The following is a 15,913-nucleotide window of genomic DNA, read 5'->3' as shown; positions in this document are numbered from 1 at the left end:
ACTAAAAAAGGGTCAGTTGAAATATTTCAACTGACCCTTTTTTAGTAAAAGCTACATTAATAATTATGGGTTAGGAACACAATCTTTATTAACGTTGATTTCTGACTGTGGAATCGGCCAGATATAAGCTGGAGATGTAACAGGAATCGCAGCAATGTTAGCTTTAGCAGGAAGCGGTAAATTATTACGTTGCAAATCAATTGAACGGAAACCTTCACCTAAGAATTCGATTCTTCTTTCTGTTAATATAGCATTTACTAAGTCTGTTCCAGTTGCAAAATCAGCAGCAGTATAAGCTGCCGTAGAACGACCTCTTACAGCATTTAATAAAGCCAATGCCGAAGCATCAACACTTGCACCCCCTAATCTAGCTTTAGCTTCAGCCAAGTTTAATAAAACCTCAGCATAACGCAAGACTGGCACAAAATCCTTGTGAACAGGGCCAGTTGGATATTTTGTTAAACGGAAACGTCCTGCATCACTTGCAAAATCATTTCTTACAAAATTAACACGTCTAGCATCCGTTGTTGAGAATGCTGAACTAGCCAAGATACCAGCAGGATTCAAAGAGAAATCACCAATACCAATTAAAGGTAAGTAATAACTAGCCAAACCATTTTGAGTACCTGGTAAATCGTTATCGCCCATTGGAAATGAGAAGATAGATTCAACAGTAGTATAAGGTGCTGCAAATACCGAAGCTACAGACGCTTGTAAAGCATTAGCTACACCAGTTGAAGCTTTGAAAGGAGCACTCGTTGAAACAATCTTATTTGATTCTGTCACTACATCAGCCCATTTGCCCATTGTCAAATTTACACGCACTTTCATGGCAATTGCACTGTTTTTATGTGCACGTGTAGTATTTAACAATGCTGTTGAATACGTTGAAGGAAGGTTTTGCTCTGCATAGTTCAAATCGGCAAGAATCTGAGTATATACTTCTGCTACAGTACTTCTTTTCAAATTGTTGTTACCGCTACCAACTTCGCCAATCAAACGTAAAGGTACTCCTAAACTAGCACCATTATCTTTCGTATAAGGCTGGGCATAGGTGTTTACCAAAGCATAGTATATCAAGGCTCTCAAGAATCTTGCTTCAGCTTTATATTGAGTAGCCAAAGTAGCATCTACAACACCTGCGTTTTTATCTAAGCCTTCTGCAAATAAATTCGCACGGTTTATCGCCAAATAGGCAGTATTCCACATATTTGTTGGCTCATTTGAAGACGAGTTGTTTGTATGGTTCCAAGTTTGTAAGGCTGTTACAGAATTGGAAGTTACATTCAAAAACTCTTCACCACGTACATCATTATAGATATAATAACGACCACCATATAATTGTCCGTTCTTTGTACTTGAATACAAACCATTTACCTGAGCCAAAACACGATCGGGTGTTGCAAAGGCATCTAAATCTGACAATGATGTAATGGGTGCGACTTCTAGCAAATCTTTTTCACACGACAACATGGTTGTCAGCATGATGAGGGAAGCCATCGATAGTTTGACAGTTCTGCCTATAGTTTTAAAAGTAATATTTATATTTTTTTTCATCTTAAAATCAATTTTAAAATTAGAAACTAACTGATAAACCAACTGTGTAAGTACGTGCTTGTGGCGTAGAGTTACGGTCAACACCTGGAGCAATGTTCGAGTTACGGTTTGTTGAAATTTCTGGGTCAGCACCAGTATATCCTGTAATGATAAAAGCATTTTGTACTTGAGCATATAATCTAGCACTTGAGATTTTAGCTTTTTCCAATAAACCTTTCTTGAAAGTATATCCCAAAGAGATATTACGCATACGGATAAAGTCTCCTTTTTCTACGTTTTCAGAGATTGGCGTTGAAGAACCATTTGAGATATTATCACCAAATACTAAGCGTGGAATATTAGTAATATCTCCGTCTTTTTGCCAACGATTCAAGATGTCAGTGTGGTTGTTCCAAGCACGTTGGTCACGAAGACCCGCCTTTGTACCATTGTAGATATAGTTACCTCCTGAGAATTGTAAGAATACACCTAAATCAAATGATTTGTATTTGAAAGTATTGTCTAAACCTCCAAAGAATGTAGGGAAAGCAGTACCCCAAACCTTACGGTCAGAACCTGTAATAGAAGGAGCAGTTGTTCCGTCAGTTACATAAGTCCATTTTCCTGGGTGTGAATATTGTACTTCTTTACCAGCAGCATTTACAAAAATACGTTGTCCATTTTTAGGGTTAACGCCTCTTGTTTCTACTACGAAAATACTACCTACAGGATAGCCAACGCGAACGATGTTTGAGCTTTCTAAACCACCTGTTTGAGCAATGATATCAGCATTGTTGTTTGCTAAAGACAATACTTCGTTTGAGTTTGTCGAGATGTTGAAGTTAGCATTCCAAGTAAATCCTTTCTTTTCAAGTACTAAAGCACTCAATGTAAATTCCCAACCTTTATTAATCATCGAACCAACGTTAGTGTTGATTGAGTTGTTAGGTACACCACGCGAAGGTGCTTGAGGTTCAGCCAATACTAAGTCTGTAATATCGTTTTTGTAATAGTTAATTTCCCCAGTAATTCTGTCATTGAACAAACCATAGCTTAAACCGATATCTAACTTAGTACTTTGTTCCCATCTAAGGTTTGGATTACCTGCTTGAGCAAATACCCAAGTTGGAGATGAACCATATAAACCAGAACCAAATAAGCTTAGAGAAGCAAAGTCACTTACACCAGTGTTACCTACACGGCCCCAGCTAGAACGTAATTTTAATTCGTTAACTGTATTAGCCAATGAAGATCCTTTCCAGAATGATTCTTCCGATAAGCGCCATCCTAACGATGCACCTGGGAAGTTACCCCATTTGTTACCAGTAGCATAAGCTGAGTAACCATCACGACGCAATGTGAATGAAGCAATATATTTTTTGTCGTAATCGTAGTTCAAACGTCCAAAATAAGAAAGTAAACCATTTTGAGTTTGATAATTGCTACCTCCCGCTACGTTGTTCACGAAACTTCCTTGGAAACTAGTAAAGAATGGGTCAGATACGTTGTTTCTTGTAGCACCCCAACGGTTAACTGTGAATTTTTGAGCTTCAGTACCTACAACAATGGTTGCATTGTTTTTACCAACACCAAAATCATACGTTAAATAATTTTGCCAGTTCCACTGTTTGATGCTTGTATAATAGTTTGTAGCAATACCATTACTTCCGCCACCTTCACCATGAACAGGGTTACTAAAGCTAATATCTTCCACCTGCGTATTATCCATACCATAAGATGTTCTGAATACCAAGCCTTTGTACAATTTAACATCAGCAAAAACATTTGCTATTAAGTGAGCATTCTCAGAAGTAAACTTGCTTAAGTCCAAATCGGGAAGTGGGTTATAATATCCACCAGGGCCTTGTAAGTTATTACCTAAGCCCATGTTGTTTCCTGCTTTGTTGATGTTGTATGAACCATCAGCATTATAAGGAGCAATGTTTGGAGCCAATACTAATGGTAAACGACCTAAACCACCTGTTGAGAACGCACCTGTTGTTCCTGTGTTAGGCGATTGGTTAAAGCTGTTTGCGTAAGTAATGTTTGAACCTATCGTGATGTAATCGTTCAGTTTATGTGAAACGTTCATACGGCCAGTCATACGACTAAAAGTATTTTTCTTAATCATACCATCTTGATCAGTATAACCCACTGAAAACGAATACTTTGTATCCTTATTTCCACCATTCAAGCTTAAGTTATGGCTTTGTGAAATACCTGTTTGGTAAACATAATCATACCAGTTTGTATTTACTAAGCTACCATCAGCATTGTATGAAGGGAAGAATTGATTAGCCAAACCCGCGTTTTTAGCCGCTTCGTTCTTGATGTCCATGAACTGCTGGGCGTCTAACATTTTAAACTTTCTGAAAGCCTGAGTAGAACCCACCCAAGTATCATAAGTTAACTTAGCTCTGCCTTCTTTTCCTTTTTTAGTAGTTACCAACATTACCCCTGCAGCCGCTCTTGAACCATAAATAGCTGTTGCAGAAGCATCTTTCAAAATCTCAACTGACTCAATATCAGATGGGTTAATATCACCAAGTGGGTTGTTTACAGTATAACCACCTGCAGATACATCACCAGAGTTGATAGGCATTCCATCAATTACGATTAATGGAGAAGAACTTTGGTTGATTGAAGATGTACCACGTACACGAATAACAGGAGCATTATTCAATACACCGTTTGGTGTTGTAATATTCACACCAGATACGCGTCCTTGTAAACCTTGGTCAAATGATTGTACTGGCTGTGAAGCAATCTGCTTTCCAGAAACTGAAGTTACTGCTCCAGTAATTACTTTCTTGCTCTGAGTACCGTAACCAACTACTACAACTTCGTTCAATTCAGAAATATCCAAATCTAATTGAGCATTGATTGTTTTTTGGTTACCAACCTTTACAGACTTAGGCTTAAAACCTACAAAAGTAAATACAAGGGTTTCGCTTGGCGAAGCATTGATAGTGAATGAGCCATTTGCACTTGTTGTGGTTCCACGAGTTGTACCCATTACAGATACACTTACTCCTGGTAGCTCTGAGCCATTTTCTGACGTTGTGACTTTTCCTGTAATCTTATTTTGAGCAAAAAGTATGCTCGCACTGAAGACTAACAGCATGGTAAGTAGAAGTCTCTTCTTCATGCAATAATGGAGTTTTAGTTTGTTGATAGTTTATACTTACATTACTTGAAATGTTAATATTTCGTTAACATTTTCGATATGTGAAAATATGCAGTAACAATTGTTAAAACAACAATTTTTTTAATACAAATTAAAAAAACTTTAATAAATCCAACGAAAAAACAATTTAATACCAAATTATTGCGTTTTTAGCAATAATATTTTAAAGTAATATTTTACTTAATTTTAATATTGCAGAATTATAAACCAGAATATCACTAGAATAGCCATTCATCTTATGGCAATTAGTACTTATTACCAAATAATATTTTATAATCCTTTGCAAATAATTATAAGTAATTATATCCTATTTTATTCAACCAAATCCTAAAAATACGATTTCAAAAAAATAGGCATTGAGTAATTTAACATTCTAGCCTATTAAAATACTTGCTAAAGCCTAACCGATATAAATGCAAAACGCCCCTATGAAGACTCACAGGGGCGTTTTATATTATTTTTGTTAAGATTAATTGCTTGGTTTAGCAATCTCAACATTTACTCTTTTGCCTTTAATAGAAGCACCTTCCATACGGTTCAAAACAGTAGTTGCGTATTCTTTTGGAACATCAACAAATGAATATTTATCAAAGATATTGATTTGTCCTAAAGTGTTTCCAGGTATTCCTGATTCTCCAGCGAAAGCACCTACGATATTAGCAGGAGAAATCTTTTCGTCAAAACCAATGTTAACAAACATTCTTACCATGTTGGCATCCTGACGGTATGGTTTACCAGCTTTGTCTGTACGAGGACCACGGTCTTCAAAAGAACGAGGCTGACGGTCGTTTGAACGACCACCTGAACGGTCGTCGCGTGAATTACCACGTTCGAAACGTCCACCTTCTCTGTTTCCAAAACGATTTCCTGATTCACGATTTCCACCACGACCAGCATCTCTGCTTCCGAAACGGTCACCACTTCCACCACGTTCGTTTCTACGTGCATTGCGTTCTGCTTCTCCGTCTAAGTTTTCATCAGCGAATTCGTTTTTAGCAACACCCATGTTCATTTTAACTAAAGCAGCGATGATTTGCTCAGCAGTAAATCCAGAATGTTCTAAAGATGCATATACATCACCGAACAAATCTAAATCTCCTTCTTGGATAGTATTTTGAAGACGTTCGATAAACATTCCTTTTTTCACACCAACAACATCCGAGAACGATGGAATTACACCTTTGTCAATTTTAACTTTAGTATAATTCATGATGTCGCGTAGACGGTTACGTTCTGAACCTACTACCAAAGTAAATGCTTTACCTGATTTACCAGCACGACCAGTACGACCGATACGGTGTACATAATATTCTTCATCTAATGGAATGTCATAGTTAAATACAGCATCCACATCACTTACGTCAATCCCACGAGCAGCAACGTCTGTAGCTACTAAAATAGTTACTACGCCAGAACGGAATTTAGCCATTACATTTGTACGTTGTGCTTGGCGTAAATCTCCATGAAGACCTTCAGCAGCATAACCACGTAATACTAATTCTTCTACAACTTCGTCAACTTTTTTCTTTTGGTTACAGAATACCAATGCTAATTTAACAGCATGTAAATCCATCAAACGAGTCATTACTTCTAACTTAGCCTTTCCTTTTACATCAAAGTATAATTGTTCGATGTTAGCATTAGTAATTTCGTTTTTCACTACTTTCACTAATTTAGGATTGTTCTGGTAGCGAGAAGTCAAGGCCATGATAGGCTTAGACATTGTAGCTGAGAAGAAAACTGTTTGACGGTCTTCGTTAGTTTCTTGTAAGATACTTTCGATATCTTCACGGAAGCCCATGTCTAGCATTTCATCTGCTTCGTCAAGAACAGCCATTTTAACATTTTCAAGTTTCAAAGCACGTCTTTCGATTAAATCGATAACACGTCCTGGCGTACCAACAACGATGTTTGCACCTGCTTTTAATGACTTGATTTGACGTTCGATTGAATCACCACCGAATACAGTAGTTACCCAGACGCCTTTTTTGTATTTTGATAATTTTTTAATTTCTTCAGTTACTTGAACAGCCAACTCACGTGTTGGGCAAAGTACTAAACCTTGTACGTATTTATCGAAAGCGATAACTTTGTCAATCATCGGGATACCAAACGCCGCAGTCTTACCTGTACCTGTTTGTGCTTGTCCGATTACATCACGACCTTCTAATAAATAAGGAATTGCTTCTGATTGGATTGGTGAAGCAGTTTCAAACCCCATGTCCTTTACTGCATTTTTGATGTCTTCCGACACGGAAAGCTCATCGAATCTTAATCTTGTGATTTCACTCATGATTTTTCTAAAACGATTTCAAAGACGTGCACAATCAATAAGAAATAGGATAAAACCAATTTCTTTGGGATATGTGGTATTCAAAGATTTCGTTGCCTTTGTTTGTATAGCCTATCAAACGACATGAAGAAGATTGAGGGCATCGACCTGATGCTCCACTCGTTCCTGAGACTAATAATTTGTAATTGATTTGAAATAATTGCTTTAATGATGCCCGAACATCCGTTAAAGCTCTGGGAGACCGACTTAGAACTGTAAAAAGTTCCTGAGAAGAATTGTTTCGTATCCAACGAAACGTACACAGAGACGTGCGGATGTTTTTTGTATTAATTTTCCACAAAGGTACGCCAATGTTTTGTATTAGCAAATCTTTCTTGCATTTTTTTTAGAAAATAAAATTTAACCTTTACAATGTTAACCTTTAAATAATACTATCACACAACATAGGAATGCATTTATGCCGTTAAAACCTGACACAAACCAAACGACTTTATACCAATACTGATTCCCTTTTCAAAAATTATTGCAGAACCAAACAGATTTATGTAAAATTTGTGAAAACTTTAACCAATATTTAAATAGATATAAGCGTTATATCTAAAATAACAATTTGTATTATTCCATGAAAAAATCAATCTTATTAAGTTTATTCGGCTATTTAATTTGTATTAATACGGGTTTTTCGCAAGTTTTCTCAGATTCTGTATTTATAAATATCCAAGGTACGATAGGTAAGCTTCAAGGCGAAAACGAAAACCTAAAAAGCCGTTTAGAAATGCAAAGTCGTTCACTGTCGGACATTTCTAAGAATCAATCGCTCAGTGATAAAACCAAATGGGAGAAAATTAGAACTAACTTGGTAAAAAGTGCGGAGGTATATAAAATTTTAAGTGATGATATTATCGATTTAAAATCACAGGTAATTAACCAAGACTATCAAGGGTATATTAAAAAACTTAGCTCGGTTGAAAAAGGGCCATTAGGATTTTCTTTTGAAGAGGTAATCATGAAGACGGCTCAAAACAAAGCCATTTTCACTAAAAAAGAAAAGAACGAACGTTTCATGACTGTATTAAAGAGTTTAAAGGATAGCCCAATCGTAGGCCTAATTCCTTATGCTTCGCAGGCGGTCAATCTTTCAACGGCAGCGGTGAATGTAGCTTATGCAGCTGGAGTACAAGACAAAAAGGTCAATTTTGATAAAATCCGTGAATTTGAAAAGGAGCTTCAACGCTATACGGGTTTTTATAATGCTTTAGATAAAGCCAATTTAACCAATACCAATTCAAGTTCGCAAACAGTTACTTTGCTAGAAGCACTTCAATTAGATTTATTGGAAAAATTCAAGAAGGACGTCCAAAAGGTTGGTTATAATCCGAGAGATATTAGAAATGATGAATCGTTGGACGATTACTTCAATTATTTGGTGGGTGAATTTAATACAGACTATGTAAAGAAAAGAGTAGCTGATATTGAAAGCAAGTACACTCAAAAAGATGGCAAAATAAATTTAGCAGATATGCTTCAAACAGAGCTGGACGTTAGACATGTAAACAATAATTTAGATTATTTACAAAGTCTGTGCAATCGTTTTATTGGTATTCATGACCAATATTTTGACTTAGAAAACCGCTATTTTGACCAAGTAAAACAGGCAATCAGCGTAGCTAAAGCCAATAATATTATCGAAGCCGTAGGCGACCGCCCAGCACAGATGGTTTATGATGATTTAATAAAAGAACTGGGAGCGAAAAAGAAAAAGAAAGATTCGGCCATTAAGTCAAGTATCAATATCAAGGAATTGAAGGATAAAATTGATTCTGTAGATATTTATAAGATACTTTAATTTTTTTAAATCTTTATCTACAAAATACCTCTTTCTCAAAAGAAGGAGGTATTTTTATGCACTGATTGCTCATATTTTCGACAAACCATCAACTCCATCACATATGTCTTATCGCTCATTATTAATTTTACTTTTATTATCTGTCAACCTCTTTGCTCAGCAAAAACAGCCTTCGGCTTTTCAAGTTGTTCCCTTGGGTGTAAAAGGCGGAACAGATGAAAGAAATCTTTCGGCTTATATGCTCGCTCCTATCGCTACCAACGACTATGTCTGTCTGGATGCTGGCACTGTGTATGCAGGGATAGAGAAAGCTGTAGAGAACAAAGTATTTAAAGTAACTGCCACAGAAGTATTAAGAAAATACATCAAAGGTTATTTTATTTCTCATGCCCACCTAGACCATGTTTCTGGCTTAATCATTAACTCTCCTGGAGATTCTTCCAAAACCGTTTATGCCACCGACAAATGTATGCAAATGATGCAAAATCATTATTTTAATGACCAAACTTGGGCTAATTTTGGCGATGAAGGCAAAGGATTCCTAATCAAAAAATACCATTTTCAAACGTTAAAAGTTGGTGAGGAAAGCAATATCACCAATACTTCTATGACAGTAAAGGCTTTATCTTTAAGCCATGTTAACCCTTATGAAAGCACGGCTTTTTTAATTAGGATTCAGAATGATTATGCCTTATATCTTGGTGATACTGGTCCAGATGAAGTTGAAAAAAGCAACAAATTGGCTTTACTCTGGAAAGAAATCGCCCCACTAATTCAACAGAAGCAATTGAGAGGTATTTTTATTGAAGTATCGTTCCCTAATGAGCAGCCTGACAAATCACTGTTTGGACACCTTACACCAAATTGGATTATGAAAGAAATGAATAAACTGAGTGATTTAACAGGAAAAGAAGCCCTGAAAGGTTTTAAAGTGATTATTACACATTTAAAACCTCCAGCAATCAATGAAGCAAAAATCAAAAAACAATTAACTGAACAAAATACGTTAGGATTAAAGCTTATTTTCCCAGAACAAGGAAAACGTTTTGAATTGTAAATTGATGTTAAGTTTATTCAAAACCCTGTGTGATGTCAAATGCTATCACACAGGGTTTTATTTTTGAAAAGTACTCGACAGAATCTATTGACCAGAGTGTAAGCCAACCAGATTGCCCTCTGTATCGATAAAGAAAGCCATATTACCTGTTTCGGGGTCGATGTTGGTTTTGGGCATGGTAACAGTACCTCCGGCACTTTCTATTTTATCTAACACCAATTGTAAGTCGGGGTTGGCATTCAAGTAAATAAGAGCACCGGTTGTACTCGGAGTATGATAAGGGCTTTTTACCAATGCACCACCAGACTTCGGACTTTGCGAGGGGAACATTAGCATTTGCATACTCATCATTTCGAGGGGAATCATCTCTATATCAAAGATTGTTTCATAAAACTTTTTTGCTCTTTCCACATCAATAATGGGGATTTCAAACCAATTCAAAGCATTGGTTGTGGCACTTAATTTTTCCATGTTAACAGTATTAAAGGTTTAATTAATAATTCTATTGTCTTTAGCCACATATTTAGCAAAACCCAACAAAGCACCCATCACCATGATATTACGAAAGAAATTCACCATTTCTAGTTCTTTCTCTCTGTTAAGGTTTTCAGCCATCATTTCTGTACCAAGTTCATGACCCATCGCTCGGGGCAAATGCACCAAAATGGCCATTAATATTACATAAACTGCCATCAGAGTATAGGCTAGTTTATCATATTTACCAATTAAAGCACTGATAATAAAGGCAAGAATACAAAAAGCTGTAAAGTAATTTAAAAAGTAAGGGAAAGGTAAATAATCTGGCACAAAAGCTGCCCCGACGTCAGGTTTTCCGAAATGTAACCCAACATACATCAAAAAGGAAATGGGGAATATCCAACGACCTAAATTTAGAAATTTTTCCATGGTATTGCAAGTTTAGATGGTTGGAAAAGGAATAATAGGACGAATTTCGACACTGCCATTTTCATATTTTAGCATAGGGCAGGTTTTACTCCACTGTTGTACTTCTTGAAGGGTTTCGGCTTTACAAATAAGGTAACCCGCTACCAGCAAATTACGCTCAGTTTTGTCTGGCCCTTCGCTAATACCTTGCTTACTAACAACCTGTCCATAATATTCTATTGGCTGGGTTGATACCAACTTGCCTTGCATAGCAATATTGCCGATCCAAGCTTGCCAAGCAGGCATATCTTCTGCCATATCTTGGGGAGTAGTGATATAGGCATTATCACCACTGATATTTCGGAATAAAAGTAAGTACTCTTTCATTGGTCTGTTATTAAATTGTGAATGATGAAACAAAATTCTACAATTCAAGCACCATGAACATTGACAAATGTCAACGTTTTAGAGTTTTGCTTTTAATCTACTAAAAGTTTCCTGAGAAATGCCTAAATAAGAAGCAATGAGTTTACTTGAAAGACGGGTCATTAATTTGGGGCGGTATTCCATTAACCACTTTATTCTTTCCAGAGCCGTTAATGAAACAAAGGTGTTAATTCTATACACTGAATTGGCGTAAGATGCCTCTAAGATTTGTTTATACACTTTATCAAATTGTGGCACAGTTTCAACTAATAACTGGAAACTCTGCCTATCAATGGCTAAAAGACTACACGGTTCTACTGCCCTTATGTTTTCGGTAGCTGGGGACTGGCTTCCAAAACTCATTAATTCCGAACACCAATTGTTTTCAGTGATAATATCACGGGTATTTTCATTGGACTCACGGTCGTAAACATATACTTGTAAACAACCCTCTGCCACAAAATAAACATATTTACAGATTTCTCCTTGACTTAAAATCTGTTCGTTACGTTTAATTTTTAAGGGTTTGAAGCACTGAAGTACTTCATCCAATCGGGGAACGTTATTCCCAAGCCTTTCTATGATATGCTCGCGAAGAATATTGATAATCACAATTAATTTGATTTTGAGGATTATACTCATAACCAAATTGGGGAATTATATGTTTTTAAATTTAATATTAACTTTTTCAATTATTGGTTTTTAAAGCAAATGGCTTTTACCGAGAACCTATTAACCCGTAAAAAGGAATGTAAGCGTATATTCTTTCGTAACATTACTCATGGCATTACTTTGCAAGTAATGCCATGAGTAATGTTACCGTATTTATTTACCCCCTTTGATATGCTCAAAATCTTCTTTCTTGGTAAAATATTCTAATCCTACAATTAATATTATCGTAATGGCAAAGTTAAGTTTTTGCATGATTGGTAAAAAAATCAGGAAAGTACCGGATCCATAAAGATATAGCGTACTGTAAAAAACAAGAAGACAAATAACACACAGCACTTTGAATAAATGTAACTTCGATTTGAAAACGAAAACAGTAATGTAAAAGATACTGATAAGAAACATTGTACTTGCGATAGTAATCATTGTATCGTGCAAGGGAGTCGCTATTAAAAAAGTAAATACCATACCGATAGCTCCACAGTATTTAATGACGTTAGCGGCACCCTTGTTCGGTATTTTCTTTGAGAATTCAATGAAAAATAGCGCAAAACTTGCCGAAAGAAAAATCATTCCTATACTGGCCCAAAAACGAGCAGGGTTATCTAAACCATTCACAGCTTTCTCACCAAAAAGATTACTAATGAAATTACTTTTCCAGTTAAAACCAATGGAGTTTTTGTCAAATAGCGAACCACCCGGATAGTTAAATATAGCTATTAGAATTAACGATAATGATATGACTATTCCAATGAGAACTGAATATCTTTTTAGCATGGAGAGGTTGTGTTAAATGTTCAGAAAAGTTGTTATTTATCGTTCGACTTGCCATTAATGAACAAGAAAAACCGTCTTGATTACATTGACTTCTACTCCCCCACCAACTTCAAAATATCCGACAAAATTTTAGGGTCGCTTGGGCGTTTGGCATCACTGTCGACGATATTCCCTTTTTTATCCATCAGCATATACCTTGGGATAGATTCTAGCTTAAAAAACTTTGCTGCACCAGACTCCCACCCTCCTTTTGAATAGATATTTTTCTGATTTTCAATATCTAAATCTTTCATTGCTTTACGCCAGTTCTGTTCTTCTTCGTCGATAGAGATGTATAAGAAAACTACTTCTTTGCGTTGTTTCTCACTTAATTTTTCTTGCAACTGTTTTGAAAAAGGGAACTCTTTACGACAAGGACCACACCAAGATGCCCAAAAATCTAAGTAAACCACTTTCCCTTTTAAACTAGCTAATGATAATTCTTTTCCATCTGGAGTAATTGCTTTAAACCATTTACTATCCTCCTCTTTAGCCTTTACTACCTCGTCTTTTTTGCTCATTACTTCGCCACATTTTTCTTTGATTAAAGTAGCATATTGCTCTGAATTAGGTGTAGCCGTTAAAGCAGCAAAAGTATTTCGGACAACCGAAGGCAAGCAATATTGGCACTGACTGCTTAATAAATAAGCTAAATAAAATTGATATGCTTTTACAGGCAAATGTTCTCTGGCAAAAAAATGCTTGTCCTCCATAGACTTGTTTACATCAGCATATTTCTGAAAGCCATGAGCTTTGGTATTAAAGTAAGTCACATAATAAATCAAAAAGCTACGGTAAGAAGATGAAAGCAGGGCTGTTTCATCCTGAATCTTTTTTTCATCTAATCCCTCCAACAAAGTACTTGGCAATGATAAAACCTGTGCTTGCGCTTGATTAGCATTTCCTCTTTCAATAGGATATGCTAATATATAAGTCCAATAATTCCATCGAATTTGATTTTCAATATATTGCTTGAATTCATCCGAAAATTTGGCTTGGTCTGGAAATGATTTATAATAATCTGATTGTGCTTTTTTTGATTCAAACAAATTCATTTCAAGTTCATCTACAGGGACTTGCATTACTTTTTTCAGCATTAACGAAGGTGTAAAGTCAGTCTTGAATTGCTGATAAAATTTAGTTAGAAAATTATTTTCTAATGCCTTATCTCCTTTCAACGTGATTGGTTTATTTACATCTTCGGCATCAAATTCAAGTTCAATCTGATTCCCTTTTCCTACAAACAACTCAATGTACCGCTCCTTTACTTTCAATGCTACTACCGCATTTTGTGGAACAGTTAGCTTAAACTGAAAACGGTTTTCACCTGTCAAAGCTGTTTTTTGTATTGATGGTTTAACGCCTAACATCAAGGCATCATACACTAAAGTAAGCGTATCGCCCTTGGCATTATCTACTTTTCCCGAAATAGTTACATGTTGCCCAAAAGCAAATTGTGCTACTATGAGCAAAAGCATTGAAAGGAAATATTTCATAATTATCACATTAAAAATAAACGTCGTTGCAGTACAAATAAAGCAGTAAACACTTTAAACCGCACTAGAGAACAGCTCAAATCCTACTGATTACCCATATCTTTTAAAAAGTTGAAATGGAGATGGGATTATTGATAAAATTGGTTAAAATGGGCTTAAATTGGTTTAAAACCAAGCCTTGAAGACCTCATTCCTAGCGAGGGACTTAAGTCCCTCACTAGGAATTAATATACTGATTTTCAATTAATTATAAACTTGTGAGTAATCAGTAAAGCTCAAATCTTACAGCTATCCTCACTTCACATGTTTTGCCAAGTATTTTCTAATTGCAGCCGTCCAAATTTGGTAGCCTTTTGCATTCAAATGTAGGTTGTCGGCTACGAAAACATCTTGCATCAGCTCACCATTAGGCAAATAATAGTGCTTTTGTACATCAATAAAATGAAGTTTTTTAGTTGTTTTGCAATAGTCTTCTATCAATTGATTTGCCTTTTTTTGTTGGTCTACTATTTTTACTCTAGCAATACTTGGGCGAATTGAAATATACGCAATAGTAGCTTTTGGCAATTGCTTCTTTGCTTTCTCAACAAATATTTTAAAGTCTTCAAACACTGTTTCTGGACTTTTTCCAGATGCTAAGTCGTTATCACCTTCATACACTAAAATGTGTTTGGGTTGATATTTAGCCACAATTCTATCAAAATACTCGTTGGCATCACTCATCACAGACCCACCAAAACCTCGGTTAATAACGGCATAGCCTGTTAAATCTTCTTTGTAGCTAGTCCATAAGCGAAGGGAAGAACTTCCAACCAATAATATTTGCTTGGCAGCTGGCATTGAGATTGAATCGCTTTTTTCAAAAGCTTTGATTTCATTTTCAAATTTATTTTGTGCCCAACAAAACTGACTCACTAAAATTGCGGCAATTAACAATACTTTTTTCATTTGAGATTATTTTTTGAGTTTAATTACCATTGAATACCGGTCAATCCTTTGCTTTGTAAATATTCATTGGCTTGTGAAAAATGCTTATTCCCAAACCAACCACCCGAATTGGCGGCCATTGGCGAGGGATGTTTAGATTTTAAAACTAAGTGTTTTGAAGCATTTATGATTGCCCCTTTATCCTGTGCATACTTTCCCCATAGCATAAACACTACGCCTTCTTTTTCTTCTGAAATACACCTGATGACAGCATCCGTAAAAACTTCCCAGCCTTTTCTTTGGTGCGACCCTGCCTCTGAAGCCCGCACAGTCAATGTAGCATTCAACAACAATACTCCTTGATTTGCCCAGCGTTCTAAATTACCTGACTTTGGAACTGGAATACCTAAATCGTCTTTTATTTCTTTAAAAATATTAATCAGAGACGGAGGTGCAGGTATGCCATCATTCACAGAGAAAGAAAGCCCCATTGCCTGTCCTGCTCCATGATAAGGATCTTGCCCTAGAATAACTACTTTTGTGTTCTCAAAAGAGCATTTATCAAAAGCATTGAAAATAAGTTTTCCGGGTGGATATACTGTTCCGATGCTATACTCGTTTTTAACAAAGTCAACCAAGGTTTTAAAATAAGGTTTTTCAAATTCTGGGTTTAATTTTTCTTTCCAAGAATCTTCAATTTTCACGTTCATTATTCAATGGGTTTTAATAAATTTCTTAATTACGTTGATTTTTCAGACAATGTAATGTAATTTTC

The 15,913-nt window shown here is 36.0% G+C and carries 13 protein-coding genes; 2 read left to right on the top strand and 11 right to left on the bottom strand.

Going from position 1 to position 15,913, the window contains the following annotated elements; genetic code table 11:
* Positions 1–63: 63 nt before the first annotated feature.
* From AC07XN_RS17470 to AC07XN_RS17460, 3 genes are all read right to left on the bottom strand, one after another.
* Positions 64–1,557 (bottom strand): RagB/SusD family nutrient uptake outer membrane protein, encoded by a 1,494-nt coding sequence (locus tag AC07XN_RS17470; protein WP_494743990.1) that lies wholly within the window; start codon positions 1,555–1,557, stop codon positions 64–66.
* A 19-nt stretch (positions 1,558–1,576) separates the two neighbouring features.
* Entirely contained in the window at positions 1,577–4,684 is a 3,108-nt protein-coding gene (locus AC07XN_RS17465; protein WP_494743989.1) for a SusC/RagA family TonB-linked outer membrane protein, read from the bottom strand.
* Between the two features lie 508 nt (positions 4,685–5,192).
* Positions 5,193–7,016, bottom strand: a complete 1,824-nt coding sequence (locus tag AC07XN_RS17460; RefSeq protein ID WP_309920108.1) for a DEAD/DEAH box helicase — start codon at positions 7,014–7,016, stop codon at positions 5,193–5,195.
* A 622-nt stretch (positions 7,017–7,638) separates the two neighbouring features.
* On the opposite strand from AC07XN_RS17460, the gene AC07XN_RS17455 reads away from it, so the two are divergent.
* Positions 7,639–8,862 carry a hypothetical protein gene (locus AC07XN_RS17455; RefSeq protein WP_309920111.1) on the top strand — a complete coding sequence of 408 codons (1,224 nt, stop codon included), beginning with the start codon at positions 7,639–7,641 and terminating at the stop codon, positions 8,860–8,862.
* A gap of 103 nt (positions 8,863–8,965) precedes the next feature.
* Positions 8,966–9,919: an MBL fold metallo-hydrolase gene (locus AC07XN_RS17450; protein ID WP_494743988.1), complete on the top strand. Its 954-nt coding sequence runs from the start codon at positions 8,966–8,968 to the stop codon at positions 9,917–9,919.
* A gap of 84 nt (positions 9,920–10,003) precedes the next feature.
* Here the strand turns inward: AC07XN_RS17450 and AC07XN_RS17445 are convergent, their stop codons facing one another.
* The 8 genes from AC07XN_RS17445 to ung form a co-directional block, all read right to left on the bottom strand.
* Entirely contained in the window at positions 10,004–10,390 is a 387-nt protein-coding gene (locus AC07XN_RS17445; protein ID WP_309920116.1) for a VOC family protein, read from the bottom strand.
* An 18-nt stretch (positions 10,391–10,408) separates the two neighbouring features.
* On the bottom strand, positions 10,409–10,825 hold the full coding sequence (locus tag AC07XN_RS17440; protein ID WP_494743987.1) for a DoxX family protein: 417 nt from the start codon (positions 10,823–10,825) through the stop codon (positions 10,409–10,411).
* A 12-nt stretch (positions 10,826–10,837) separates the two neighbouring features.
* Entirely contained in the window at positions 10,838–11,191 is a 354-nt protein-coding gene (locus tag AC07XN_RS17435) for a YciI family protein (protein ID WP_494743986.1), read from the bottom strand.
* A gap of 78 nt (positions 11,192–11,269) precedes the next feature.
* The gene (locus tag AC07XN_RS17430; protein ID WP_309920126.1) at positions 11,270–11,872 is read right to left on the bottom strand and encodes a Crp/Fnr family transcriptional regulator; all 603 of its coding nucleotides are present in this window, start codon (positions 11,870–11,872) and stop codon (positions 11,270–11,272) included.
* 183 nt (positions 11,873–12,055) lie between these two features.
* Positions 12,056–12,676 carry a hypothetical protein gene (locus AC07XN_RS17425; protein WP_494743985.1) on the bottom strand — a complete coding sequence of 207 codons (621 nt, stop codon included), beginning with the start codon at positions 12,674–12,676 and terminating at the stop codon, positions 12,056–12,058.
* A 92-nt stretch (positions 12,677–12,768) separates the two neighbouring features.
* Positions 12,769–14,211, bottom strand: a complete 1,443-nt coding sequence (locus AC07XN_RS17420) for a redoxin family protein (protein WP_494743984.1) — start codon at positions 14,209–14,211, stop codon at positions 12,769–12,771.
* 294 nt (positions 14,212–14,505) lie between these two features.
* Positions 14,506–15,159 carry a GDSL-type esterase/lipase family protein gene (locus tag AC07XN_RS17415; RefSeq protein ID WP_494743983.1) on the bottom strand — a complete coding sequence of 218 codons (654 nt, stop codon included), beginning with the start codon at positions 15,157–15,159 and terminating at the stop codon, positions 14,506–14,508.
* Positions 15,160–15,182: 23 nt separating this feature from the next.
* Complete coding sequence (gene ung / locus AC07XN_RS17410) at positions 15,183–15,848, bottom strand: uracil-DNA glycosylase (RefSeq protein WP_309920136.1); 666 nt, start codon at positions 15,846–15,848, stop codon at positions 15,183–15,185.
* Positions 15,849–15,913: the final 65 nt, after the last annotated feature.

It is taken from the genome of Arcicella sp. GW458-12-2-14-TSB2 (assembly GCF_059423785.1).
This window is presented reverse-complemented; position numbering and strand designations above follow the sequence as displayed.